General features: G+C 65.5%; 28 protein-coding genes and 1 tRNA gene. 12 read left to right on the top strand and 17 right to left on the bottom strand.

Annotation, left to right across the window (positions count from 1 at the left end; genetic code table 11):
• Window positions 1–83: 83 nt before the first annotated feature.
• The 4 genes from ihfA (at window position 84) to RSW2DRAFT_RS06240 (ending at window position 2,580) form a co-directional block, all read left to right on the top strand.
• Window positions 84–386, top strand: coding sequence for an integration host factor subunit alpha (gene ihfA / locus RSW2DRAFT_RS06255; RefSeq protein WP_008029149.1), 303 nt, complete (start codon window positions 84–86; stop codon window positions 384–386).
• 15 nt (window positions 387–401) lie between these two features.
• On the top strand, window positions 402–1,289 hold the full coding sequence (locus RSW2DRAFT_RS17375) for a MerR family transcriptional regulator (RefSeq protein WP_008029147.1): 888 nt from the start codon (window positions 402–404) through the stop codon (window positions 1,287–1,289).
• A 63-nt stretch (window positions 1,290–1,352) separates the two neighbouring features.
• A tRNA-Pro gene (locus tag RSW2DRAFT_RS06245) sits at window positions 1,353–1,430 on the top strand.
• Between the two features lie 67 nt (window positions 1,431–1,497).
• On the top strand, window positions 1,498–2,580 hold the full coding sequence (locus RSW2DRAFT_RS06240; RefSeq protein ID WP_008029145.1) for a 2'-deoxycytidine 5'-triphosphate deaminase: 1,083 nt from the start codon (window positions 1,498–1,500) through the stop codon (window positions 2,578–2,580).
• Between the two features lie 10 nt (window positions 2,581–2,590).
• On the opposite strand, the gene RSW2DRAFT_RS06235 is transcribed toward RSW2DRAFT_RS06240, so the two are convergent.
• From RSW2DRAFT_RS06235 to murI, 11 genes are all read right to left on the bottom strand, one after another.
• Window positions 2,591–2,803: a hypothetical protein gene (locus tag RSW2DRAFT_RS06235; RefSeq protein ID WP_008029142.1), complete on the bottom strand. Its 213-nt coding sequence runs from the start codon at window positions 2,801–2,803 to the stop codon at window positions 2,591–2,593.
• A gap of 3 nt (window positions 2,804–2,806) precedes the next feature.
• Window positions 2,807–3,460, bottom strand: a complete 654-nt coding sequence (gene scpB, locus RSW2DRAFT_RS06230; protein ID WP_008029140.1) for an SMC-Scp complex subunit ScpB — start codon at window positions 3,458–3,460, stop codon at window positions 2,807–2,809.
• Window positions 3,457–4,245 carry a segregation and condensation protein A gene (locus RSW2DRAFT_RS06225; RefSeq protein WP_008029137.1) on the bottom strand — a complete coding sequence of 263 codons (789 nt, stop codon included), beginning with the start codon at window positions 4,243–4,245 and terminating at the stop codon, window positions 3,457–3,459. Before RSW2DRAFT_RS06225 ends, scpB begins: the two co-directional genes overlap by 4 nt.
• Window positions 4,238–5,272, bottom strand: a complete 1,035-nt coding sequence (nagZ, locus tag RSW2DRAFT_RS06220) for a beta-N-acetylhexosaminidase (protein ID WP_008029135.1) — start codon at window positions 5,270–5,272, stop codon at window positions 4,238–4,240. Before nagZ ends, RSW2DRAFT_RS06225 begins: the two co-directional genes overlap by 8 nt.
• The gene (locus RSW2DRAFT_RS06215; protein WP_008029133.1) at window positions 5,269–6,258 is read right to left on the bottom strand and encodes an SPOR domain-containing protein; all 990 of its coding nucleotides are present in this window, start codon (window positions 6,256–6,258) and stop codon (window positions 5,269–5,271) included. Before RSW2DRAFT_RS06215 ends, nagZ begins: the two co-directional genes overlap by 4 nt.
• A 73-nt stretch (window positions 6,259–6,331) precedes the next feature.
• Window positions 6,332–8,074: an arginine--tRNA ligase gene (gene argS, locus RSW2DRAFT_RS06210; protein ID WP_008029131.1), complete on the bottom strand. Its 1,743-nt coding sequence runs from the start codon at window positions 8,072–8,074 to the stop codon at window positions 6,332–6,334.
• Window positions 8,075–8,146: 72 nt separating this feature from the next.
• Entirely contained in the window at window positions 8,147–8,632 is a 486-nt protein-coding gene (locus tag RSW2DRAFT_RS06205; RefSeq protein ID WP_008029129.1) for a holin family protein, read from the bottom strand.
• A complete protein-coding gene (locus RSW2DRAFT_RS06200) occupies window positions 8,623–9,234 on the bottom strand; it encodes a holin-associated N-acetylmuramidase (protein ID WP_008029128.1) in 612 nt (203 codons plus the stop codon). The genes RSW2DRAFT_RS06205 and RSW2DRAFT_RS06200 overlap by 10 nt, the downstream gene beginning before the upstream one ends.
• 73 nt (window positions 9,235–9,307) lie before the next feature.
• The gene (gene ccmE / locus RSW2DRAFT_RS06195; protein WP_008029126.1) at window positions 9,308–9,763 is read right to left on the bottom strand and encodes a cytochrome c maturation protein CcmE; all 456 of its coding nucleotides are present in this window, start codon (window positions 9,761–9,763) and stop codon (window positions 9,308–9,310) included.
• A gap of 17 nt (window positions 9,764–9,780) precedes the next feature.
• Window positions 9,781–10,809 carry an N-acetyl-gamma-glutamyl-phosphate reductase gene (gene argC / locus RSW2DRAFT_RS06190; protein WP_008029124.1) on the bottom strand — a complete coding sequence of 343 codons (1,029 nt, stop codon included), beginning with the start codon at window positions 10,807–10,809 and terminating at the stop codon, window positions 9,781–9,783.
• 33 nt (window positions 10,810–10,842) lie between these two features.
• Window positions 10,843–11,655: a glutamate racemase gene (gene murI, locus RSW2DRAFT_RS06185; RefSeq protein WP_008029122.1), complete on the bottom strand. Its 813-nt coding sequence runs from the start codon at window positions 11,653–11,655 to the stop codon at window positions 10,843–10,845.
• A 227-nt stretch (window positions 11,656–11,882) separates the two neighbouring features.
• On the opposite strand from murI, the gene RSW2DRAFT_RS06180 reads away from it, so the two are divergent.
• On the top strand, window positions 11,883–12,776 hold the full coding sequence (locus RSW2DRAFT_RS06180; RefSeq protein WP_008029121.1) for a LysR family transcriptional regulator: 894 nt from the start codon (window positions 11,883–11,885) through the stop codon (window positions 12,774–12,776).
• 345 nt (window positions 12,777–13,121) lie between these two features.
• Here the strand turns inward: RSW2DRAFT_RS06180 and RSW2DRAFT_RS17880 are convergent, their stop codons facing one another.
• Both RSW2DRAFT_RS17880 and RSW2DRAFT_RS06175 read right to left on the bottom strand, forming a co-directional pair.
• Window positions 13,122–13,295, bottom strand: coding sequence for a hypothetical protein (locus tag RSW2DRAFT_RS17880; protein ID WP_008029119.1), 174 nt, complete (start codon window positions 13,293–13,295; stop codon window positions 13,122–13,124).
• Window positions 13,296–13,392: 97 nt separating this feature from the next.
• Entirely contained in the window at window positions 13,393–13,638 is a 246-nt protein-coding gene (locus RSW2DRAFT_RS06175) for a hypothetical protein (protein WP_008029117.1), read from the bottom strand.
• A 161-nt stretch (window positions 13,639–13,799) separates the two neighbouring features.
• Between RSW2DRAFT_RS06175 and purL the strand changes: the two genes are divergently transcribed.
• From purL to grxD, 4 genes are all read left to right on the top strand, one after another.
• Window positions 13,800–15,962, top strand: a complete 2,163-nt coding sequence (purL, locus tag RSW2DRAFT_RS06170; RefSeq protein WP_040671739.1) for a phosphoribosylformylglycinamidine synthase subunit PurL — start codon at window positions 13,800–13,802, stop codon at window positions 15,960–15,962.
• Window positions 15,959–16,426 carry a hypothetical protein gene (locus RSW2DRAFT_RS06165; protein WP_008029113.1) on the top strand — a complete coding sequence of 156 codons (468 nt, stop codon included), beginning with the start codon at window positions 15,959–15,961 and terminating at the stop codon, window positions 16,424–16,426. The genes purL and RSW2DRAFT_RS06165 overlap by 4 nt, the downstream gene beginning before the upstream one ends.
• A 66-nt stretch (window positions 16,427–16,492) precedes the next feature.
• The gene (locus RSW2DRAFT_RS06160; RefSeq protein WP_008029110.1) at window positions 16,493–16,735 is read left to right on the top strand and encodes a BolA/IbaG family iron-sulfur metabolism protein; all 243 of its coding nucleotides are present in this window, start codon (window positions 16,493–16,495) and stop codon (window positions 16,733–16,735) included.
• Between the two features lie 16 nt (window positions 16,736–16,751).
• Complete coding sequence (gene grxD, locus RSW2DRAFT_RS06155; RefSeq protein ID WP_008029108.1) at window positions 16,752–17,114, top strand: Grx4 family monothiol glutaredoxin; 363 nt, start codon at window positions 16,752–16,754, stop codon at window positions 17,112–17,114.
• Window positions 17,115–17,245: 131 nt separating this feature from the next.
• Here grxD and RSW2DRAFT_RS06150 read toward each other — a convergent pair whose 3' ends face one another.
• From RSW2DRAFT_RS06150 to RSW2DRAFT_RS06140, 3 genes are all read right to left on the bottom strand, one after another.
• Entirely contained in the window at window positions 17,246–17,620 is a 375-nt protein-coding gene (locus RSW2DRAFT_RS06150; protein WP_008029105.1) for a cell division protein ZapA, read from the bottom strand.
• On the bottom strand, window positions 17,613–18,119 hold the full coding sequence (locus RSW2DRAFT_RS06145; protein ID WP_008029103.1) for a hypothetical protein: 507 nt from the start codon (window positions 18,117–18,119) through the stop codon (window positions 17,613–17,615). The genes RSW2DRAFT_RS06150 and RSW2DRAFT_RS06145 overlap by 8 nt, the downstream gene beginning before the upstream one ends.
• Window positions 18,120–18,342: 223 nt before the next feature.
• Complete coding sequence (locus RSW2DRAFT_RS06140; protein WP_008029101.1) at window positions 18,343–19,317, bottom strand: DUF808 domain-containing protein; 975 nt, start codon at window positions 19,315–19,317, stop codon at window positions 18,343–18,345.
• A gap of 126 nt (window positions 19,318–19,443) precedes the next feature.
• Between RSW2DRAFT_RS06140 and RSW2DRAFT_RS18245 the strand changes: the two genes are divergently transcribed.
• The 3 genes from RSW2DRAFT_RS18245 (at window position 19,444) to RSW2DRAFT_RS18240 (ending at window position 21,073) form a co-directional block, all read left to right on the top strand.
• On the top strand, window positions 19,444–19,587 hold the full coding sequence (locus tag RSW2DRAFT_RS18245) for a hypothetical protein (protein ID WP_008029099.1): 144 nt from the start codon (window positions 19,444–19,446) through the stop codon (window positions 19,585–19,587).
• 105 nt (window positions 19,588–19,692) lie between these two features.
• Window positions 19,693–20,694, top strand: a complete 1,002-nt coding sequence (gene gap / locus RSW2DRAFT_RS06130) for a type I glyceraldehyde-3-phosphate dehydrogenase (protein WP_008029097.1) — start codon at window positions 19,693–19,695, stop codon at window positions 20,692–20,694.
• A gap of 211 nt (window positions 20,695–20,905) precedes the next feature.
• Entirely contained in the window at window positions 20,906–21,073 is a 168-nt protein-coding gene (locus RSW2DRAFT_RS18240) for a hypothetical protein (RefSeq protein ID WP_008029095.1), read from the top strand.
• Here the strand turns inward: RSW2DRAFT_RS18240 and coaD are convergent, their stop codons facing one another.
• Window positions 21,074–21,565, bottom strand: a complete 492-nt coding sequence (coaD, locus tag RSW2DRAFT_RS06125; RefSeq protein WP_008029092.1) for a pantetheine-phosphate adenylyltransferase — start codon at window positions 21,563–21,565, stop codon at window positions 21,074–21,076.
• Window positions 21,566–21,618: the final 53 nt, after the last annotated feature.

Here is a 21,618-nt window from a genome sequence, read left to right as displayed (position 1 = left end):
GATGAAACAACCCCCGCCAAGTTGTTGATATTGACTCGGAAATTCAAACCGCTCATCTTGGCCGAAAAGCCGGGAGGGATACCATGAGTGAGAAGACTCTGACGCGGATGGATCTGAGCGAGGCGGTGTTCCGCGAGGTCGGCCTGTCGCGCAACGATTCCGCGCAACTGGTCGAGGCGGTGTTGCAGCACATGTCCGACGCGCTGGTGGGTGGCGAGACGGTGAAAATCTCGTCCTTCGGCACGTTTTCGGTGCGCGACAAGTCGGCGCGCGTCGGCCGCAACCCCAAGACCGGCGACGAAGTGCCGATCAGCCCGCGCCGGGTGATGACCTTCCGGCCCTCGCATCTGATGAAGGATCGCGTCGCCGCAGGCAAGAAACGCTGATCGGAGGCGGCGCGGATGGAAAAGTCGAGCGACGCCTTCCGCACCATCAGCGAGGTCGCTGACCATCTGGAGACCCCGGCGCATGTGCTGCGGTTCTGGGAAAGCCGGTTTCCGCAGATCAAGCCGGTGAAGCGCGCGGGCGGGCGGCGGTATTACCGCCCGGTCGATGTGGCGCTGCTTTCCGGGATCAAGCGGCTGCTGCATGACGAGGGGCTGACCATCCGCGGCGTGCAGAAAATCCTGCGCGAACAAGGGGTTCGTCATGTGGCGGGCCTGGCCGAGGATACCACCCCGACCCCCGAAGCCAGCTTCGTCGATCACGCCGAAGCCCCGGCGCCGCTGGCCGAGGTGGTGTCGATGGCGGCCTGGAGCGCCCAGGCGGCGGCTCCGGCGCCTGCGGAACCGATACCCGAGCCGCAAGAACTGTCTGCCACTCTGGCCGAGGCCATGGCGGATGATGCGGCGGTCTGGCCCGGCGAAGGTCCGGCCCCCTGGGGCGATGACCCTGCCGCCGAGGATGACACCGACGACGACCAGACCGAGGAAGACGATCTGGTGTTCGATGGTGTCACCGCCGAGCAGTTCGCGCCGGAAATGGTCGAGGCCTGGCGCGCTGCCGCGGCGCATCTGCCCGACGAGCCTGCCCCCGACGTAAGCCGTTGGGCGCAGACCGATCTGTTCGCGCCGCCTCCCTTGCCCGACACCGCTGATTCGCCGCCCGAACCTGCCCCGCCCCCTGCCCCCGCTGTGGCCGAGGCGGAAAGCGTCTGGTTGCCCGCCGTGCTGCGCCGCCTGCCGCATGGCGCGCTGGCCAACCGGCTGGACGCGCTGTTGCCATTGCAGGCGCGGCTGGTGGCGTTGCGCGATGCCATGGTGCAGGCCGCCCGCAGCCCGCGGAATTGAGCCACAAGCCCATGTGCTTTCCTGCTTGCCCCGGCCCGGAATATTGGTATGTATCCCGCGTGTCGGGCCGTGGCGCAGCCTGGTTAGCGCGTCCGTCTGGGGGGCGGAAGGTCGAGAGTTCAAATCTCTCCGGCCCGACCAACACCGAAACCGCCCGCCGGTCGCAAGGCCGCGCGGGCGGTCTCGTTTTCGTCAGGGGGGCCACAGGATGACCGATACCGGCGTGCTGCCGCAGCAAGCCCTGCGCGGGCTGATCGCCAGCGGCGCGATTGCCGCAAGCCCGGCGGTGCTGCCCGATCAGGTGCAGCCCGCCAGTCTGGACCTGCGGCTGGGCAACGTGGCCTATCGGGTGCGGGCGTCGTTTCTGGCGGGTGCGGGGCGCAGCGTCGCCAGCCGGATTGCAGAATTCGAGATGCACCGGATGGACCTGACCGCCGGTGCGGTGCTGGAAAAAGGCTGCGTCTATGTGATTCCGCTGATGGAATCGCTGGCGCTGCCTGCGGGCATCACCGCCGTGGCCAATGCCAAATCCTCGACCGGGCGGCTGGACTTGCTGACCCGGGCGATCACTGATGGTGGGGTGGAATTCGACAGAATTCCAGAAGGTTACACCGGGCCCTTGTGGGCCGAGGTTTGCCCGCGCAGCTTTTCGGTGCTGGTGCGGCCGGGGATGCGGCTGAACCAGATCCGGTTTCGCCGGGGTCAGGCGGTGCTGTCGGATGCAGACCTTGCCGCCCTGCACGCCCGCGAACGGCTGGTGTCGGGCGAGGCGCTGATCTCGGGCGGCTTGGGCTTTTCGGTCGATCTGCGCCCGGCCAAGGGCGATCTGGTCGGCTACCGCGCCAAGCCGCATACCGGGGTGATTGATCTCGATCGTATCGGCCATTACCCCGCGCCGGAGTTCTGGGAGGAGGTGCGCACGCATGAGGCCCGCATCATCCTCGACCCCGGCGCGTTCTACATTCTGGTCAGCCAGGAGGCGGTGACGATCCCGCCCGACTATGCCGCCGAAATGGCGCCCTATCTGGCGATGGTCGGTGAATTCCGCGTGCATTACGCCGGTTTCTTCGACCCCGGTTTCGGCTATTCGGCGGCGGGCGGCGCGGGGTCACGCGGCGTGCTGGAGGTGCGCTGCCACGAGGCCCCCTTCGTGCTGGAGCATGGCCAGGTGGTGGGGCGGCTGGTCTATGAACGGATGGCGGCCCGTCCCGAGACGCTGTATGGCGCTGGCATCGCCTCGAACTATCAGGGCCAGGGGCTGAAGCTTTCCAAGCACTTCCGCCCAGTCTGAACCCGCACCACTAGCGCCCCAGCCGCCCGGTGATCTTCGCCGCCTGCCGGGCACGTTGCGCCAACTGCCGGGCCTTGCGGGCCTGATCCTGTTCTTCGGGCGTCATTTCCGCTGCAGGTTTGCCGCGGCGGGCGACATGGTCGATGCCGGCATTGACGCCGCGGTTCACCAGCTTGCGCAGCACCATGTTCAGGATCATGTTGATCAGTCGGTTCAGGTCCATGGCTCAATCCTCGAAAAGTTCGCTTTGGCCGGTCACCGGCTCGTCGTCGCCGTCGCCCGCCTGTCCCGGCACTCCCGGCAGCGGACGATTGTCCAGCAGCCCCGCCGCCCGCAGGTCTTTCAGCCCCGGCAGATCGCGGGCGGATTCCAGGCCGAAATGGTCCAGGAAATGCTCGGTGACCACGAACGTCACCGGCCGCCCCGGCGTCATGCGGCGGCGGCCAAAGCGGATCCAGTCCAGCTCCAAAAGCTGGTCCACCGTGCCGCGCGACACCGCAACCCCCCGGATTTCCTCAATCTCCGCCCGCGTCACCGGCTGGTGATAGGCGACGATGGCAAGGGTTTCGATGGCGGCACGGGAAAGCTTGCGGGTCTCGGTCTGTTCCTTGCGCATCAGGTGGCCAAGGTCGGGGGCGGTGCGGAAGGCATAGGCGTCGCCCACCCGCAGCAACGTCACGCCGCGCCCGTCATAGCGGCGGCGCAGCGTCACCAGCGCCTCGGCCGGGTCGCAGCCATGCGGCATCCGGGCGGTCAGTTCGGCCAGCGTTACCGGCTCGGCGCTGGCAAACAGGATCGCCTCGACCATGCGTTCCTGTTCGGCCATCACCGGCGCCTCGAACAGGCTTTTCTCTATGGGTTCAAAGTCGGTGTCGCTCATGCCTCGGCCTCGCGCCTGCGGATCTGGATCGGGGCGAAGGTATCGGCCTGGCGCAAGTCAAGCTGGCCGCGCTTGGCCATCTCCAGAATCGCGGCAAAGTGTGCTGCGGTGGCGGAACGGCGGCGCTGCGGCTGCACCTCCCAGCCCTCGGGCAGGAAGCTCAGCAGATCGGTCCAGCCGCCGGAATAGCCGATCAGCCCGCGCATCCGCTCCAGCGCCTGCTCCATGGTGTAGATGTTGTGGCGGTCCATCACGAAGGGGCGGAACTCGTCCTTGGTGCGGATGCGGGCATAGGCGCGCATCAGGTCGATCAGCGTGGCGGAATAGCTGACGTGGCGGTGGCGGGTCACGTCTTCGGGCAGGCCGCGGGCAAAGAAATCGCGGCCCAACTGGTCGCGCGCCATCAGCCGGGCGGCAGCCTCGCGCATCGCGGCCAGCCGTTCCAACTGGAAGGCCAGATGCGCGGCCATATCCTCCGCCGAGGGGCCATCGTCGCTGGGGTCGGGCGGCAGCAGCAGCCGGGATTTGAGGTAGGCCAGCCAGGCCGCCATCACCAGATAATCGGCGGCCAGTTCCAGCCGCAGCGCCTTGGCGCGCTCGACAAAGCCCAGATATTGCTCGGCCAGTTGCAACACCGAGATGCGGCGCAGATCGACCTTCTGGGTGCGCGACAGCATCAACAGCAGGTCGAGCGGCCCTTCGAAGCCATCGACATCGACGATCAGCGCCTCGGCCTCCAGCCGGTCGGCGACACTGGTGGTGGGTTGATCCCAGTCGTCAGCCATCGCCCTGCCCGTTCAGAAGGGCCGCGTGTTCGGCCTCGAGGGCGGCGATATCCACCGGGTCGGGGGCGTGGCGGGCAGCGATGGCGGCTTGGGCGCGGGCCTGGGTCGCCGGTCCCATGGATCCCGCCGCCGCCACCACCTGCTGCATTTCCGCCAGATCGCCCTTGCAATGCAGCGCGATATCGCAACCGGCGGCGAGGCTTCGGGTGGTTTTCTCGGCCAGCGTGCCAGGCAGCGCCTGCATGTTCAGATCGTCGGTCAGCAGCAGCCCGGCAAAGCCGATGTTGTCGCGGATCACCTTGATCATCGGCGCGGAACAGGTGGCGGGCTGGTCGTCGTAAGCGGTGAACACGATATGCGCCGTCATCGCCAGCGGCAGGTCGCGCAGGGGCCGGAAGGCGGCGAAATCGCTGGATTCCAGGGTTTCGGCGTCCACCGTCACCCGCGGCAGGTCCAGATGGCTGTCGGCCACGGCGCGGCCATGCCCCGGCAGGTGTTTCACCACCGGCAGCACGCCACCGGCCAGATGCGCCTCGGCCACCGCCCGCGAAAGCAGCGCCACAATGCGCGGATCGTCGGAATAGCAGCGGTTTTTCAGAAAAGGGTGGGTGTCGGGGGTCAGCACATCGGCGCAGGGGGCGCAGTTGCCGTCGATGCCGACGCTGCGCAGTTCGGCGGCAATCAGCCGGTAGCGCAGCCAAAGCATCCTTGCGGCAGCGGTCAGCCCCTGCCCCGCCGGTGCAGCTGCGATGGTCTGCGCCACGGCGTCCATCGGCGGCAGCCATTCGCGCCAATGGGGGGCGCGCAGCCGCTGCACCCGCCCGCCCTCCTGATCGACGAACACCGGCGCATCGCGCCCTACGGCGGCACGCAAGGCCCCCGTCAGGCGGCGCAATTGTTCGGGGGTTTCGACGTTGCGGGCAAACAGGATGAAGCCGAAGGGGTCGGCGTCACGGAAGAAATCGGATTCCGCGGCGGTCAGGGCGGTGCCTGCGCAGCCCAGAACGGTGGCGCCGCCGCTGCTCATCTGACCGCAACCGGGATGCAGGCGGCGTTTTCCGCCAGCAAGGCCGAGCAGAACCGGCGGGCGTCGTCTTCGGACTCGAAGCCATGGGCGCGCAGCCGGTAGAAGGTGCGCCCGCCGCTTTGCGCCGCCTGCACCACCCGGCCCTTGCCCGCCAGCAGATCGCCGAATTGCAGCGCCAGCTTGTCCCAGTCGGCGCGGGCGGTTTCCACGTCGTCATAGGCGCCGAGTTGCACCAGCCGCGTGCCGACCGCCAGCGTCGCCGGGTCGATCTCGGTCACCGACACGCTGGCCGAGGTGGTGGCGGCGGTGGCCACCAGCGTTTCCGGGCGCGACAAAGGCCGCAACGACCGCGCTACGCCACCCGGCACAACCGCCTCGGTCTCGGGGTCGGCGTTCGGCGGCGGTGGATCGGCGGCCAGCGCATCGGCCAGCGCCAGCACGATGGCATTGTCGGCAGGCGCAGTGTCGGCGGGGGCGTTCTCGGCGGGAGCGGCGGTTTCCACGGCAGCCGGGGCAATCGGCGGGCCGAAGGCCTCGGCCGCAGGGGCGACCGCCAGCGGAGTTGCCGAAGGCAACGGCGGCCCCATCGGTTCGGCTTCCACCATGACCGGCGCTTGTTCAGCCAGACCCGGCGCATCGTCCAGGGACAGTTCCACCGGGCGCGGCGCCAGCACCAGCCGCTCGGCCGGGGCTGCGGCAGTGCCCACGGCGGCAATGTCGTTGACCGCCAGCCCCTGATGCGCCGCCACTGCCCCACCCGGATTTTCCGGCGCCACCCGCATCGGGCCTTCCAGCGCCCGGATCACCGGCACGCCCATCACGTCGCGCACGGCGATCTTGTAGCCCCAATAGCCCAGGCCCAGGATCAGCGCCAGCGAGGTCAGCCCGCCCGCCACCGTGGTCAACATGCGCCCGCGCGCCCCGCGCAGCGATGCTGCAGGCGTGCCATAGCTGTCTTCGAATTCGTCGAAATCCACGTCCGCCATGCTCTGCCCCACTGCCTGCGCGCTGCTGCGCGCCGCACTGTCTTGCCCTTTTGCCCCGGCAGAGCGCTTGTTCTCAGCGCATTTCCTCGACCGGAGTTACACCCAAGATAGCAAGACCGCTGGAAATCACAACGCCCGTGGCACGCGCCAGGGCGATTTTCGCCTGTGTTATGGCGGAATCGTCCTGCACGAAGCGCAATTGCGGCGCGTCATTGCCGCGGTTCCACAGCCCATGCAGGTCCGAGGCCAGTTCGTACAGGTAGAACGCCACCCGGTGCGGTTCGTTGCCGCGCGCCGCAATCTCCACAACCCGCGGCCATTCCGCGATCTTTTTCGCCAGACCGATCTCGGCCTCGTGGTCCAGCTTGCCCAGATCGGCCGCCGCCAGCGTGGCATCATCGACGGCCACGCCGGCCTCACGCGCGCGGCGCAGCACCGAGTTGATCCGGGCATTGGCGTATTGCACATAGAACACCGGGTTGTCCTTCGACTGCTCCAGCACCTTGTCGAAATCGAAATCCAGCGCCGCGTCGTTCTTGCGCGTCAGCATCACAAAGCGGGTGACATCGGCGCCCACCAGATCAATCACGTCGCGCAGGGTGACGAAGGTGCCCGCCCGCTTGCTCATCTTGAACGGCTCGCCGTTTTTCCACAGCTTGACCAGTTGCACCAGCTTGATGTCCAAGGGCACGCGGCCATTCGACAGCGCCGAGACGGCGGCCTTCATCCGCTTGACATAGCCGCCATGGTCGGCGCCGAAAATGTCGATCAGCTCGTCAAAGCCGCGCTGCACCTTGTCGTAGTGATAGGCGATGTCGGGGGCGAAATAGGTCCAGGAGCCGTCGGATTTCATCACCGGGCGGTCCACGTCATCGCCATGCGCCGTGCTGCGGAACAGGGTTTGCAGCCGCGGCTCCCAATCCTCGGGTTCCTTGCCTTTCGGCGGCTCCAGCGTGCCTTCGTAGATCAGGCCCATGCCGCGCAGGGTCTCGATCGCAGCCTCGATCCGGCCCGTGCCATACAGCGCCTTTTCGCTGGAATAGACGTCCATCGTGACCCCCAGCGCCGCCAGATCGGCGCGGATCATCGTCATCATCATGTCGGTGGAAAACGTGCGCAGATCGGCCAGCCAGACGGACTCCGGCTGCTCCAGCAGGCTGGTGCCGTATTTCGCCTTCAACGCCTCGCCCACCGGAATCAGATAGTCGCCGGGGTAAAGCCCTTCGCGGATCTCCGGCGACAGGCCGCAGGCCTCGCGGTAGCGTTCATAAGCCGAGCGGGCCAGCACATCGACCTGACCGCCGCCGTCGTTGATGTAATATTCCCGCGTCACGTTCCAGCCGGCAAAAGCCAGAAGCCGCGCCAGCGCGTCACCCACCACGGCGCCGCGCACATGGCCCACATGCATCGGCCCGGTCGGGTTGGCGGACACGAACTCGACGTTGACCCGCCGCCCGGCCCCCAGGGTGGCGCGGCCATAATCGGCACCCTGCCGCAGCACCGCCCCCACCAGCCCCTGCCAGACCGCGGGCTGCAGCCGCAAGTTCAGGAAACCCGGCCCCGCCACCTCGACCCCGGCAATGCGCGGATCGCGGGCCAGCCGTGCGGCCAGGCTTTCGGCAATCGCCCGCGGTGCCAGGCCCGCCGGTTTGGCCAGCACCATCGCGGCATTGGTCGCCATGTCGCCATGCCCGGCATCGCGCGGCGGCTCGACCGCCACCGCCGCCAGATCAAGGCCCTGGGGCAATTCACCCGCTGCCACCATCGCGTCGATGCTGGCAATCACGAGGCTGCGGATATCGCTGAAAAGATTCATCTGGTCATGTCCCGGTTTGCCCTACCGGCAATGCCAGAGCCGCCCCCAATGGTCAATGCCGGTCCCGGTAGCCTAGCCCTGCGTCGCCCGCCAATCCTCCAGCGCCGGATTGGCATCGGTTGCCGCAGGCGCTGCGTTGGCCACCGGTGGGGCAGCCACCGTGCGGTTGCGGAAATAATAGGCCTCGCGCGCGCCGAAATAGAAGCTGACCACCGCCCCCAGCAGCCACCACAGCGGCTCCGGCACCATGTTGAGGCCCACCATGCGCTGCCCGAAACTGACCGGGTCGATCATGGCGTAAACAAACAGCCCCATGGTGCCGAAGGCCAGCATCGGCCGTGGTAGCCGGTTCAGCCCGTTCATCAGCCGGTCAAACCAACCCAAGGACGGCAGCGCGTATTCCTCGGCATATTGCTTCAAGGCCGCCGCCTGCGCCTCGGCCGAAAGCTCCATGCGGCGGGTGGCGGAGGGCGTGAACACCTCGGCCAGCCCCTTGGCGGCCTCGCCCACCGCCTGCACCGTGCCGGGTGCGCCGATCAATTCCCCGATCACCCCCATGCCGACACCCGTGCGCGATGCTGGGCTTCGGTCAACCGATAGCGGTCTGCCATGAAATCCTCGGCGCGGGTGATCCAGCCGCCTTTGCCGCCGCCCTTGCTGCGGGCGTATTTGCGGCTGGCGGGGCGGGCATCGGCCAGGGCGTAATAGTAATTGCGCCGGGCGATGGCATAGGCGTCGGCCAGATGGCGGGGGGCAGCCTCGGCGGCCATCTGCGCGGCGCGGATGGTCTGCGGCCCGATGGCACCATCAATGGTGCAGGCAAAGCCCATCTCGGTCAGCAGCCGCTGCAACACCTTCACCGCATTGGCCCCGGAATTCACATACATGTCGAACACCGAGGCCTGCACCGCCTCGGGCAGCGCCGCGATCCCCGGGCGGCGATAGTAATGTTCGGTAAAGATTTCAACGGCCTGCGCCCGGGTCAACCGCTTGACATCCTCGGTCGTCACCGCGCCATCGCCGGTATAGTCCAGCCCCAGCCGCCGCATGGTGGCCAGCGTGACACCGTATTTGGTGGCACCACCCGGATCGTCGGGGTCGTTCACATAGCCACCCTCGCGGGCGACGATTTCTTCGGCAAGCTCCGGCACGGACTTCATGAGGCACCCTTCTGCGGCACAAGACTGGCCGCAAGGGTGGTTCAGATTGGTTTACCGTCCGTAAGACCGGCGTTCAGACCCCGGGTTCCTTGGCCGGTTCCTTGTAGGTGCCCTGCGCCTTCAGCGCGTCGATCACTTCCTTGGGCATGTAATTCTCGTCATGCTTGGCAAGGATTTCGGTCGCCTTGAAGGTGCCCCCGACCATCTGGCCGGTGCCGATCATGCCGGTGCCTTCGCTGAACAGGTCCGGCAGCACGCCGGAAAACTCTACCGGAACCGTGGCCGCCCCATCGGTCACCCGAAAGCTGATGGTCTCGCCCTGGCCGCGCTGCAACGATCCTGCCTCGACCAGCCCGCCAAGCCGGAACACCTCGCCGTCCTTCGGCGGGTCAGACATCACCTGCGCCGGCGCGCGGAAGAAGTTGATGCCGTCCTTCATCGCATAGCCGATCAGCCCGGTGGCCAGCGCCAGAGTGAAAAACGCCAGCAGGATCACCTGGATACGGCGGGTTTTCTTCAGGTTCTTCATCGTTCTCCCTCAGGTCGTCACGGGAACACCGGGGCCAGCATCAGCCCTGCGGTTTCCTCCAGCCCCAGCATCAGGTTGGCGTTCTGTATAGCCTGCCCCGACGAGCCTTTGCACAAATTGTCCAGCACCGCGATCACTAGTGCGCGACCGGGGATGCGGTCGGCGATCACCCCCAGATGCACGAAGTTCGACCCCCGGATGTCGCGGGTCGAGGGCAAGAGGCCCATCGGCAGCACCTCGAGGAACGGCTCCAGCGCGTAACGGGCGGCCAGGGTGGCATGCACCTGCGCCGGCTCGCCGTTGACATAGACCGAGGCCAGAATCCCGCGGTTCATTGGCAGAAGATGCGGGGTGAACTGCACCAGCACCGGGCGACCGGCGGCGCGTGTGAACTCCTGATCGAACTCGCCCAGATGCCGATGCGTGCCGCCCGCAGCATAGGCCATGGTGCCTTCCGAAAGCTCGGCATGCAGCAGGTTTTCCTTCAGACTGCGGCCTGCGCCGGAAACCCCGGCCTTCAGGTCGATCAGGATACTGTCCAGATCAATCACCCCGGCCTCGATCAGCGGCCGCAGCGCGTATTGCCCGGCGGCGGCATTGCAGCCGGTGCCCGCCACCAGCCGCGCGGTTCTGATCTCGTCGCGGTAAAACTCGGTCAGCCCGTAAACCGCGTCCTTTTGCAGGTCGGGGGCAGCATGCGGCTTGCCATACCATTTCTGATATTCCGCCACATCGCGCAGCCGGAAGTCTGCCGACAGGTCCACCACCGGCAGATCGCGCGGCAGGTTGGCGATCACCGCCTGCGAGGTGGCATGCGGCAGGGCGCAGAACGCAAGGTCAACATGCGAAAAATCAATCTCCTCGATCCGCACCAGCGCGGGCAGGTTCAGATGCCGCAGGAACGGGAACACTTCGGCCATGGCCATGCCTGCCTTGCGGTCGCCCGACAGCGCCACGATCTGCATGTGCGGATGCGTCGCAATCAGCCGCACCAGTTCGGCGCCGGTATAGCCAGAGGCCCCGAGAATGGCGATTTTCTTCTTCATATCCGTATCTTCCAGTCTGATCTTCAACCAAATTCAAGCCGCTTCAAACTTGATCCGTCGCTTCAAAAACTGCGTGGCGCGGTTGGATACCGCAGCCGGATCGCCGGTGGTCAGGAATTTCGACGCCGTTCCACTTCCCAGAAACTCCGGCCTGCGGGTCAGGTAATCGGCCAGGCTTTCCGCCACCAGATTGGCCTGCGAATAGACCTTGACCCCCGGCCCCAGCGCCTCGGCGAAGATGTGCTGCATCAAGGGGTAATGCGTGCAGCCCAGCACCGCGGCCTGCGGCAGCGGCATCCGCCGCTTCAACGCCTCGACATGGCTGCGCACCAAGGCTTCGGCCAAAATCTCGTCGCCCTGCTCGATGGCATCGACCACGCCACCGCAGGGCTGCGCCTCGACATCGACGCCGATCGCCCGGAACGCCAGCTCGCGCTGAAAGGCGCGCGAAGCCACCGTCGCGGGGGTGGCAAACAGCGCCACATGCTTCACATCGACCTCGCGCGGCGGCGAGTTGTCGCCCCATTGCCGCTCGGTCAACGCCTCGATCAGCGGCACGAACACCCCCAAGACCCGCTTTCCCGGCGGCACCCAGCTTTCCTGCATCCGCTTCAACGCCGAGGCGGAAGCGGTATTGCAGGCCAGGATCACCAGGTCGCAGCCCTCGGCCCAAAGCCGTTCCACCGCGGCGCAGGTCAGGTTGAAGATATCCTCGGCCGTGCGCACCCCGTAAGGCGCATGCGCATTGTCGCCCAGGTAGACGAACGGCACCTCCGGCAACCGCTTTTGCAGCGCGTCCAGCACCGTCAGCCCGCCCAGACCGCTATCGAAAACCCCAACTGCCATCTGCCCCCCTTGCCCCGCCGGGACCGGGCTCTGCTGTGGCCCGTGACCCATCATAGGATTTATGCCGCCGGGGTGAAAGCACTACCGCGCCGCAGCCTTGCGATGATTTTTTGGGCAGCCGCAGACGCGCACCCGGGAAAAATCGTCATATCCTTCATTTACATGGCCAGAATAGTCACTAATTAAGCGGCGCTGTGCTAGTTTGGGCAAATTGAAGGTGGGGCGTGATGGACTGGGACAAGCTGCGGATTTTCCATGCGGTTGCCGATGCGGGCAGCCTGACCCATGCGGGCGACAGCCTGCACCTGTCGCAATCGGCGGTCAGCCGCCAGATCCGCTCGCTGGAGGAAAGCCTCAGCGTCACGCTGTTCCACCGCCATGCCCGCGGCCTGATCCTGACCGAACAGGGCGAGTTGCTGTTCGAGGCCACCAAGGCCATGGTCAAACGGCTTGACGCCGCCGCCGCCCGCATCCGCGACAGCGAGGACGAGGTGTTCGGCGAATTGCGCGTGACCACCACCACCGGTTTCGGCACGCTGTGGCTGGCGCCGCGGCTGACCGCACTTTACAAAAAATACCCGGCGCTGAAGATCGACCTGATGCTGGAGGAACGCGTGCTGGACCTGCCGATGCGCGAGGCCGACGTGGCCATCCGCATGAAGGAACCCAGTCAGGCCGACCTGATCCGCAAGCGGCTGATGAACATCCGGATGCGGCTTTATGCCAGCAGCGAATATCTGGCCGACCACGGCACGCCGCAAACCATGGACGATTTCACCCAGCACCGGCTGATCTGCCAGCACGCGGGCACGGCACAGGTGGCGGCGGGGGCAGCACTGGTGCAAGAGTTGATGTCGCATGACATCCCCTCGACCCTGACGGTGAACCACTATTTCGGGGTGTTGCAGGCGGTGCTGAACCATATCGGCATCGGCGTGCTGCCCGATTATCTGGCCGAAGATTTCCCCAACCTGGTGCGGGTGTTGCCCGATACCGAGTCTGGCGATGTGCCGGTGTTTCTGGCCTACCCCGAAGAATTGCGCCATTCCAAGCGCGTGGCGGCATTCCGCGAGTTCGTCACCGAGGAAATCTTTGCCTATCGCAAGCGCCAGCAGATGTAATGCGGGCCTTGCCAAAGCCATGCGGGAACTGCATGGCAGCCATGCTGCACATGCGGCATTTGGGCGCTTGATCCATCCGCAGCCTGCCCCTAAATGCAAGGACGAGGGCGTTGACCAAGGTTATCACCCTCATACCTCCCTGTTGGACTTGGCCGAGCTTATGCTCGGCCTTTTTTTTGGCCAAAGCCGGGATTGCCCGAAAATCCGGCAGAGCGGCGGCCCTTTGCCCACAGCTCGCGCAGCGCAGGAACACAAAACGTTACCCCGAATCACTTTGACGGCCCACGCAAAAGAAAATCGGCGCAGGAGGCCCGCGCCGATCAGGAAGCAAAGAGGGGATGCGTCTCAGGAATTGACGCGTTGGGCTTTGGCCAGATATTCCGCCGCACCATCGCGCGACAGGGTGGATTTCGGTCCACCTTCACGGGCGCGACGTTCCGCGACGCGGGCGCCGACGAAAGCCAGAACCATGAAGAAGCCGAGGGTGCCGAAGTTCAGAAAAGCAATCGCGTGATCCATGGTGACCTCCTGTTTTGGATACAGTTTCTACGCCCCCCGATTTTAATTGGATCACAGAGATTCATATTTTTCTGTGGCGGTTCATTTTCCGGTCCGGTCAATAGACCAGCGCGATGACCGCCAGAAAGAACACCAACATGCCGATCCAGCCGAACTCGGCCGCGATAAGCGAGGTCACGAACAGCAATAGCAGCACGCAGCCGACAATCAGCGCCTGGCTGCGCTGGGGCAGCGCCTTCAGCCGCGCCTCGGCCGATGCGCCATCGGGGGCGCGCCAAAGCCGCTCCAGCAGCGCCGCTACAATGGCCCGCAACCAATCCCAAAGGCTCGCCAGCACGGTCACTCCCGCCCTCCGCATTCGTTCACGCCCGCCGCCTGTCTTGGGTAACATGGGCCAACACGTCCGGGCAACATCCGAAGTCCGGCGGGTGGCACTTCAGGGGCCTTTTCCCCTGCGCGCCTTTGGATTAAGACCGCGCAACGGATGCGCAAAGGGGACGGATGATGACAGAACCAACCATCAACGAGGCCCTGATCGCGGCACATGGGCTGAAGCCTGATGAATATGCCCGTATCCTCGACATCATCGGTCGCGCCCCCAGCTTCACCGAACTGGGCATCTTTTCCGCGATGTGGAACGAGCATTGTTCCTACAAGTCCTCGAAGAAATGGCTTCGCACCCTGCCGACCACCGGCCCGCAGGTGATCTGCGGCCCCGGTGAAAACGCCGGCGTGGTCGATATCGGTGACGGTCAGGCCGTGATCTTCAAGATGGAAAGCCACAACCACCCCTCTTATATCGAGCCGCATCAGGGCGCTGCCACCGGCGTGGGCGGCATTTTGCGCGACGTGTTCACCATGGGCGCGCGCCCGATTGCCGCGATGAACAGCCTGTCGTTCGGCCTGCCCTCGCATCCGAAAACCGCGCATCTGGTCAAGGGCGTGGTCGAAGGCGTGGGCGGCTATGGCAATGCCTTCGGCGTGCCCACCATCGGCGGAGAAGTGCGCTTTCACCGCAGCTATAACGGCAACTGCCTGGTCAACGCCTTTGCCGCGGGCCTGGCCGATGCCGACAAGATTTTCTACTCGGTCGCCTCGGGCGTCGGCATGCCGGTGGTTTACCTTGGCGCCAAGACAGGACGCGATGGCGTTGGCGGCGCTACCATGGCTTCGGCGGAGTTTGACGACACGATTGAAGAAAAACGCCCCACCGTGCAGGTCGGCGACCCCTTCACCGAAAAGCGCCTGCTGGAGGCCTGTCTGGAACTGATGGCATCCGGCGCCGTGATCTCGATTCAGGACATGGGGGCTGCCGGCCTGACCTGTTCGGCGGTGGAAATGGGCGACAAGGGCGGCCTTGGCATCAAGCTGCAACTCGACGACGTGCCGCAGCGCGAAACCCACATGACCGCCTACGAGATGATGCTGTCGGAGTCGCAGGAACGCATGCTGATGGTGCTGAAGCCCGAGATGGAGGCCGAAGCCCGGGCGATCTTTGTCAAATGGGATCTGGATTTTGCCATCGTCGGGGAAACCATCCCCGAGGACCGCTTTCTGATCCTGCATGGCAACGAAGTGAAAGCCGACCTGCCGCTGTCGAAACTGGCCTCCTCGGCCCCGGAATACGACCGGCCCTGGGTCGAAACCCCCGCCGCAGCACCCCTTGGTGCCGTGCCCGCGATCGGCGCCATCGACGGGTTGCGCGCCCTGATCGGCTCGCCGAATTATGCCCATAAATCCTGGGTTTACGAGCAATACGACAGTCAGGTGATGGCCGATACCGTGGTGGCCCCGGGCCTTGGCGCCGGTGTGGTGCGGGTGCATGGCACCGGCAAGGCGCTGGCCTTCACCAGCGACGTGACCCCCCGTTACGTCAAGGCCAACCCGTTCGAGGGCGGCAAGCAGGCGGTGGCCGAAGCGTATCGCAACCTTTGCGCCGTGGGCGCCCTTCCCCTGGCCACCACCGACAACCTGAACTTCGGCAACCCGGAAAAGCCCGAGATCATGGGGCAACTGGTCGGCTCGCTGAAAGGCATCGGCGCGGCCTGCATCGCGCTGGATATGCCCATCGTCTCCGGCAACGTCTCGCTTTACAACGAAACCGATGGCACCGCCATCCTGCCCACGCCCACCATCGGCGCGGTCGGCATCCTGACCAGCCTGGACGACCTGATTTCCGGCCAGCCGCAGGACGGCGACCTGGCGGTGCTGATCGGCACCACTTTGGGCCACCTCGGTCAGTCGGCGCTGCTGGCCGAGGCTTTCGGAATCGAACAGGGCGACGCCCCGCCGGTAGACCTTGCCGCCGAGCGCCGCCACGGCGAATTCCTGCGCAGCCACCGCAAGCTGATCCGCGCCGCCACCGACCTGTCGGACGGCGGTCTGGCGCTGGCGGCGTTCGAGATGGCCGAGGCCGCCGGTCTGGGCGTCACCCTGACCGCCGCCGACATCCCGGCGCTTTACGGCGAAGATCAGGCCCGCTATCTGGTCGTCTGCACGAAGAACGACGCCGAAGCTCTTCTGAACGCAGCGAAATCCTCCAATGTTCCCGCGGAAATCGCAGGCCGGTTCGGCGGCAGTTCGGTCACCTTCGGCACCGACGCCGCACCGCTGGCGGAACTGTCCGCACTCTACCGCAGCGCCTTTGCCAAGGCGGTTGCAGGTTGACCCGGCGCGGCCTGCTGGCGACCCTGCTGGCCGCGGCCCTTGCCACCCCCGCCACCGCGGGCTGCCTGTTCTTCTGCGATGACGCGGGCAAACCCCTGCCCGCCGACAAGGCGCTGGCCAGCTTCACCGCCGACCTCGGCGCCCCCCTGCCCACAGGCGTCGATCTGCTGGCGCTTTACGAAGGTGGCTTCAACGACCGCTTCGGGCAGGTCAAACTGCGCGCCAGCCTTGAAGGCCGCGACGCGCTGCTGGCGCTGATCGTGCCCCCCGGTGGTCAATTCGCCCCGCTGAACGGCCAGCAACTGGAGATCATCAAGGCACCCGGCTGGGATCCGCTGTCCCACCCCGACCTGACCGTGGCCGCAGGCCGCCTTGGCCGCTTTGCCACCACCCATGTCGCGCTTGCCGCCGACCCCTCCGACCCGGCGCTGACCCTGATCTACATCACCGCCTTCGAGACCTGAGCCACCCTCTCTTGCAACCGCCGCCCGCCCGCTCTACATCTTGGAAAAATCCGCAGGAGCGCAAACTTGGCCATTCAAGCCCAGGATATCGAAGACCTGATCCGGGAACGCTTTCCCCAGGCCCGCATCACCATCACCGACCTCGCCGGTGACGGCAACCACTGGGCCGCAGAAGTGATCGACGAAAGCTTCAAGGGCCAGAACCGCGTGCAGCAGCAACGCGCCGTCTATGCCGCGCTGAAAGGCAAGATGGACGGCGCGCATGGCGAATTGCACGCGCTGGCGCTGACCACCAAAGCCCCCGAATAACCAAAGGAATCCCCGCATGAGCACCGCAACCGACCAGATCAAGGCCACCATCGACGCCAATGCCGTGGTGCTGTTCATGAAGGGCACCAAGTCGATGCCGCAATGCGGTTTCTCCAGCCGCGTCGCTGGCGTCTTGAACTTCATGGGCGTGGAATATGCCGATGTGAACGTGCTGGCCGATGCCGATATCCGCCAGGGCATCAAGGATTTCTCCGACTGGCCCACCATCCCGCAGCTTTACGTCAAGGGCGAGTTCGTTGGCGGCTGCGATATCGTCACCGAGATGACCCTGTCGGGCGAGCTTGACGCGCTGTTCGAAGCCAAGGGTGTGACCTACGACAAGGCCGCCGCCGAAAAGATCCGCGCCGCCAACGCCTGATCCTCGCCTGTTTGGAAGTATCCTTCGGGTGACGCGCGCTTGGAAAACAGTCCAGTGGACCGTTTTCAGCAAGGAACATGTGTAAAAACACGGGCGCAGGGGCAGACAGCCCCCGCCCCTGCGCCCGCCCGTTACAGCGTCAGCCGTTCGTCCACCGCGTCGGCCAAAGCCTCGGCCCGTGCCGCAATCTCGGCCAGAGTTTCCACGACGCGGGCCGGCACCACCGGCACCTCGACCCGCTGTGCCGCCGATGCCGGGCGCTTCTCGGCCTCGGCCAGCTTGGCCTTCAGCACCCGCACCTCGTCTTCGACCGCCGCGGTCTTGTCGGCCAGCATCAGGCCTGCCATCAGCAACATCCGCGCCTCGGGCAGCCGCCCCATCTGCGTGACCAGCGGGCCCGCCTCGTTGTCCAGCATTTGCGCCGCCGAGCGCAGGAAATGTTCCTCGCCCGCCTGGCAGGCCACCTGAAACACCTTGCCGCCAATGGTGATATCGACCTCAGCCACCGATCTGTTCCTCCTGCAAGAGCGGCGCCAGTTCCGCCAGAATCTCGTCAAGCTCGGCGGTTTCGCTTTGCCGCGCCGCCCGCAGCGCCTCCAACTCGCCCAGCATCGCCTTGTTGAGCATCTGCGGATCGGCCAGCCCCTGCGTCTGCGCCTCGCGCAGCACCCGCAACTGTTCGCGCAGCTGGATGGTGGTCTTGCGCATCCGCTGCAATTCAAGACCCTGCACGTCAAGCTGCCGGGTCATCGCCTCGATCCGCGCCTGCGCCTCGGCCAGCCCCTCGGCCTCGCGTTCCTTCACCGCCCGCAACCGTTCTCCCAGTTGCGCATTGACGGTGCGTTCATCGTCCAGCGCATCGCGCAAGGAGGCGACATCCGCCGCCAGATCACCGGCATCCGGCCCGGGCTGTGCCTCGGTGATTGGCCCCAACTGATCCAGCCCGGCACCGATGCGTTGCAGCGCGGCGGTGATCCGGCGCTCGAACTCTGCGATTTCACCCATCCTGGCACTCCCTGCGGCATCGACAACCACGGCCCCGGCCGACGCGAATCAGCCGGAACGCACTTGCCTGCAATCTTAACCCAAACACCGGCAGAAATGCGCCCCCCTTTCGAACCAAAGCCTTACCGCCCATAGCTGATGCGGTGCCTGATCCTGCCGGCCCGCGGCGGCAGCGCAAAAGTTTTCGAAAACTTTTGCAAAATCCTTCGAAGGATTTTGGGGCTCAATGCCCCGGCTTGGCCTTTGTGCCCCGCAGCAGCGCCCAAAGCGGCCCGATCACCCGCCCCGCCAGCGGGATCAGCAAAAGCCCCAGCGCCAGCCCGAACACCCCGTCCAGCGCCGCTGTCACCAGCCATTCCACCGCCGCCACCGCCTGCGGCAGCAGATGCCCCGCCGCTTGCGCCACATGGTGGATCGCTTCGGCCAACCAGCCATAGCCCAGCTCTTCCGAACCATGCAGGATGATCGAGCCGCCGACCCACAGCATCGCCGCCGTGCCGACAGTGGACAGCACCGACATCAGCACCGGCATGGCCCGCACCAGCCCGCGCCCGAAACCGCGGGTCAGCGCCAGCCGACCGCGCCGCGCCAGAAACAGGCCGATATCGTCCATCTTAACGATCACCGCCACGCCACCATAAACCAGCGCGGTGATCCCCACCCCCACCAGCGCCAGCGCCGCCGCCTCGGTGACAAAGCCGCCCTCGGGAATCGCCGCCAGCGCGATGGTCATGATCTCGGCCGACAGGATGAAATCGGTCTTGATGGCGCCTGCGACCTTTTGTTCTTCCAGATGCGCCGGATCGCCGACACCCTCGTCCGCGTCTTGGCCATGCGCCTCGGAGGGCCACAGCTTGTGGGCGATCTTCTCGGCGCCCTCGAAGCAAAGATAGGCCCCCCCCATCATCAGAAGCGGCGTGATCACCCAGGGCGCGAAGGCCGACAGCAGCAAGGCCGCAGGCAGCAGGATCACCAGCTTGTTGCGCACCGACCCCTTGGCAATCCGCCAGATGATCGGCAATTCGCGTTTGGCTTCAAAGCCATGCACATATTTCGGCGTCACCGCGGCATCGTCGATCACCACGCCCGCCGCCTTGGCCCCGGCCTTGGCAGCCCCCGCCGCCACATCGTCGATCGAGGCCGCCGCCACCTTGGCAATCGCCGCCACATCGTCCAGCAGCGCCAGCAAACCGCTCATGTCACCATCCCTGTGCTTGTCGCTGCCAACCTAGTGATGCGGGCGGCAAGAACAAGCGGCAACCGCCTTCATTCCGCCGCGGCGCTGGTCTATCGTCGCGCCAGCCCGATTTGCAGCGGAGGCGGCGTGACCGACCGGATTGCCCTTGTCCTTGGCCTGTGCCTGACCGCGCTGATCGCGGCGGACATCCTGCTGAACGGCAGTTCTGCGCTGCTGTTCCTTTTGCGCAAATTCGCCGACATGGTGGAATATCTGGCCTTCTGGCGCTGAAAACCTGAAACTCGCATTGAAATTCCCGTAGTTTCGGCGTCTTTGGCGGCTGATCGCGCCGCGGACATTCCCGGTGCTGCAAGGCTGACCACAAAGGAGTCTGTCATGACCGTGAAAGTAGCCATCAACGGCTTTGGCCGCATCGGCCGCAACGTGCTGCGTGCCATCATCGAATCGGGGCGCACCGATATTCAGGTGGTGGCGATCAACGATCTTGGCCCGGTGGAAACCAACGCCCACCTGCTGCGGTTCGACTCTGTGCATGGCCGCTTTCCCGGCACCGTGACCACCACCGCCACCACCATCGACGCCGGCCGCGGCCCGATCGAGGTTTCCGCGATCCGCAACCCGGCCGATCTGCCCTGGGCGCATGTCGATATCGTGCTGGAATGTACCGGCATCTTCACCGACAAGGAAAAGGCCGTGGTGCATCTGGAAAACGGCGCCAGCCGGGTGCTGGTCTCGGCGCCTTCCGCCGGGGCTGACAAGACCATCGTTTATGGCGTCAACCACGACACCCTGACTGCCGCCGACCTGATCGTGTCGAACGCCTCCTGCACCACCAACTGCCTGTCGCCGGTGGCGCAGGTGCTGCACCAGAGCATCGGCATCGTCAAAGGCTTCATGACCACCATCCACTCCTATACCGGCGACCAGCCGACGCTGGACACCATGCACAAGGACCTCTACCGCGCCCGTGCCGCCGCCCTGAGCATGATCCCGACCTCGACCGGGGCTGCCAAGGCCGTGGGTCTGGTGCTGCCGGAACTGAAGGGCAAGCTCGACGGCGTGGCGATCCGGGTGCCGACGCCCAACGTCTCGGTGGTCGATCTGGTGTTCGAAGCCAGCCGCTCCACCACCGTGGCCGAGGTCAACGACGCCATCCGCACCGCCGCAAATGGCCGGCTGAAGGGCATCCTGGGCTTCACCGACCAGCCGAATGTCAGCAGCGATTTCAACCACGACCCACATTCGTCGATCTTCCACATGGATCAGACCAAGGTGATGGACGGCACCATGGTGCGCATCCTGACCTGGTATGACAACGAATGGGGCTTCTCGAACCGCATGGCCGATACGGCGGTGGCGATGGGCAAGCTGATCTGAGGATCAGCGCAAGGATTTTCGAAAATCCTTGCAAAATCCTTCGAAGGATTTTGGGGCGCCCGCGGGCGCCCCTTTGCATTCCCTGCTACAGCTATGCGCCCGGCACATGGCGGCCCTGACGGATCGACGGTTGTTAGCGGTAACATAGTGGCCACATCCTAGGCAGGCAGAGGGAAAACAAACAGGCCCTGCCCTTGCGAAAGGAATAACCATGCTGAACGTGATCGAAAAACTGCAAACCGCCGCCCGCAACCGTGCGCGCTATCTGCACACCCGTAACGAGATTGCCCGGCTGCCGCTGGACGTGGCGCTTGACCTTGGCATCTACACAGGCGACGCCCATCGCATCGCCTGGCAGGCGGTTTATGGCCGCGGCTGATCAGGCGAACTTGGCCCGCAGCACCTCTTGTACCGCGGGTGTGACGAATTTCGACACATCGCCGCCCAAGCGCGCGATTTCCTTCACCAGTTTCGAGGCAATCGCCTGCCTGCGCGCGTCGGCCATCATGAACACCGTCTCGATGCTGGAATCCAGCGCGCGGTTCATCCCGACCATCTGGAACTCATATTCGAAATCCGCCACCGCCCGCAGGCCGCGGATGATGATCCCGGCACCGACATCGCGGGCGCAGTCGATCAGCAGGTTCTCGAACGGATGCACCAGAATCTCGCCGCCGGTCTTGGCGATGATGCCCTGACATTCGGCCTGCACCATGGCCACCCGTTCTTCCAGACTGAACAGCGGAGCCTTGTCGCGGTTGATCGCCACGCCGATCACCAGCCGATCGACCAGCTGCATGGCACGCTGGATGATGTCCACATGGCCAAGCGTCACCGGATCGAAAGTGCCGGGGTAAAGACCGATGCGCATGTCTGCTCCATGATTGCCCGGTGCCACGCAACAGGACGGCGCGGCGATTGGCA

Origin of the sequence: Rhodobacter ferrooxidans (genome assembly GCF_000176015.1) — a bacterium.
GTDB classification, from domain to species: Bacteria; Pseudomonadota; Alphaproteobacteria; order Rhodobacterales; family Rhodobacteraceae; genus Pseudorhodobacter_B; species Pseudorhodobacter_B ferrooxidans.
The sequence above is the reverse complement of the archived record's forward strand: the minus strand, read 5'-3'. Positions and strand labels throughout refer to the sequence as shown.

Bases quoted from the DNA above. Each gene is read 5' to 3' on its own strand.
- ihfA (WP_008029149.1), top strand. From the start codon at position 84: ATGAGTGAGAAGACTCTGACGCGGATGGATCTGAGCGAGGCGGTGTTC.
- RSW2DRAFT_RS17375 (WP_008029147.1), top strand. From the start codon at position 402: ATGGAAAAGTCGAGCGACGCCTTCCGCACCATCAGCGAGGTCGCTGAC.
- RSW2DRAFT_RS06240 (WP_008029145.1), top strand. From the start codon at position 1,498: ATGACCGATACCGGCGTGCTGCCGCAGCAAGCCCTGCGCGGGCTGATC.
- RSW2DRAFT_RS06235 (WP_008029142.1), bottom strand. From the start codon at position 2,803: ATGGACCTGAACCGACTGATCAACATGATCCTGAACATGGTGCTGCGC.
- scpB (WP_008029140.1), bottom strand. From the start codon at position 3,460: ATGAGCGACACCGACTTTGAACCCATAGAGAAAAGCCTGTTCGAGGCG.
- RSW2DRAFT_RS06225 (WP_008029137.1), bottom strand. From the start codon at position 4,245: ATGGCTGACGACTGGGATCAACCCACCACCAGTGTCGCCGACCGGCTG.
- nagZ (WP_008029135.1), bottom strand. From the start codon at position 5,272: ATGAGCAGCGGCGGCGCCACCGTTCTGGGCTGCGCAGGCACCGCCCTG.
- RSW2DRAFT_RS06215 (WP_008029133.1), bottom strand. From the start codon at position 6,258: ATGGCGGACGTGGATTTCGACGAATTCGAAGACAGCTATGGCACGCCT.
- argS (WP_008029131.1), bottom strand. From the start codon at position 8,074: ATGAATCTTTTCAGCGATATCCGCAGCCTCGTGATTGCCAGCATCGAC.
- RSW2DRAFT_RS06205 (WP_008029129.1), bottom strand. From the start codon at position 8,632: ATGGGGGTGATCGGGGAATTGATCGGCGCACCCGGCACGGTGCAGGCG.
- RSW2DRAFT_RS06200 (WP_008029128.1), bottom strand. From the start codon at position 9,234: ATGAAGTCCGTGCCGGAGCTTGCCGAAGAAATCGTCGCCCGCGAGGGT.
- ccmE (WP_008029126.1), bottom strand. From the start codon at position 9,763: ATGAAGAACCTGAAGAAAACCCGCCGTATCCAGGTGATCCTGCTGGCG.
- argC (WP_008029124.1), bottom strand. From the start codon at position 10,809: ATGAAGAAGAAAATCGCCATTCTCGGGGCCTCTGGCTATACCGGCGCC.
- murI (WP_008029122.1), bottom strand. From the start codon at position 11,655: ATGGCAGTTGGGGTTTTCGATAGCGGTCTGGGCGGGCTGACGGTGCTG.
- RSW2DRAFT_RS06180 (WP_008029121.1), top strand. From the start codon at position 11,883: ATGGACTGGGACAAGCTGCGGATTTTCCATGCGGTTGCCGATGCGGGC.
- RSW2DRAFT_RS17880 (WP_008029119.1), bottom strand. From the start codon at position 13,295: ATGGATCACGCGATTGCTTTTCTGAACTTCGGCACCCTCGGCTTCTTC.
- purL (WP_040671739.1), top strand. From the start codon at position 13,800: ATGACAGAACCAACCATCAACGAGGCCCTGATCGCGGCACATGGGCTG.
- grxD (WP_008029108.1), top strand. From the start codon at position 16,752: ATGAGCACCGCAACCGACCAGATCAAGGCCACCATCGACGCCAATGCC.
- RSW2DRAFT_RS06145 (WP_008029103.1), bottom strand. From the start codon at position 18,119: ATGGGTGAAATCGCAGAGTTCGAGCGCCGGATCACCGCCGCGCTGCAA.
- RSW2DRAFT_RS06140 (WP_008029101.1), bottom strand. From the start codon at position 19,317: ATGAGCGGTTTGCTGGCGCTGCTGGACGATGTGGCGGCGATTGCCAAG.
- gap (WP_008029097.1), top strand. From the start codon at position 19,693: ATGACCGTGAAAGTAGCCATCAACGGCTTTGGCCGCATCGGCCGCAAC.
- RSW2DRAFT_RS18240 (WP_008029095.1), top strand. From the start codon at position 20,906: ATGCTGAACGTGATCGAAAAACTGCAAACCGCCGCCCGCAACCGTGCG.
- coaD (WP_008029092.1), bottom strand. From the start codon at position 21,565: ATGCGCATCGGTCTTTACCCCGGCACTTTCGATCCGGTGACGCTTGGC.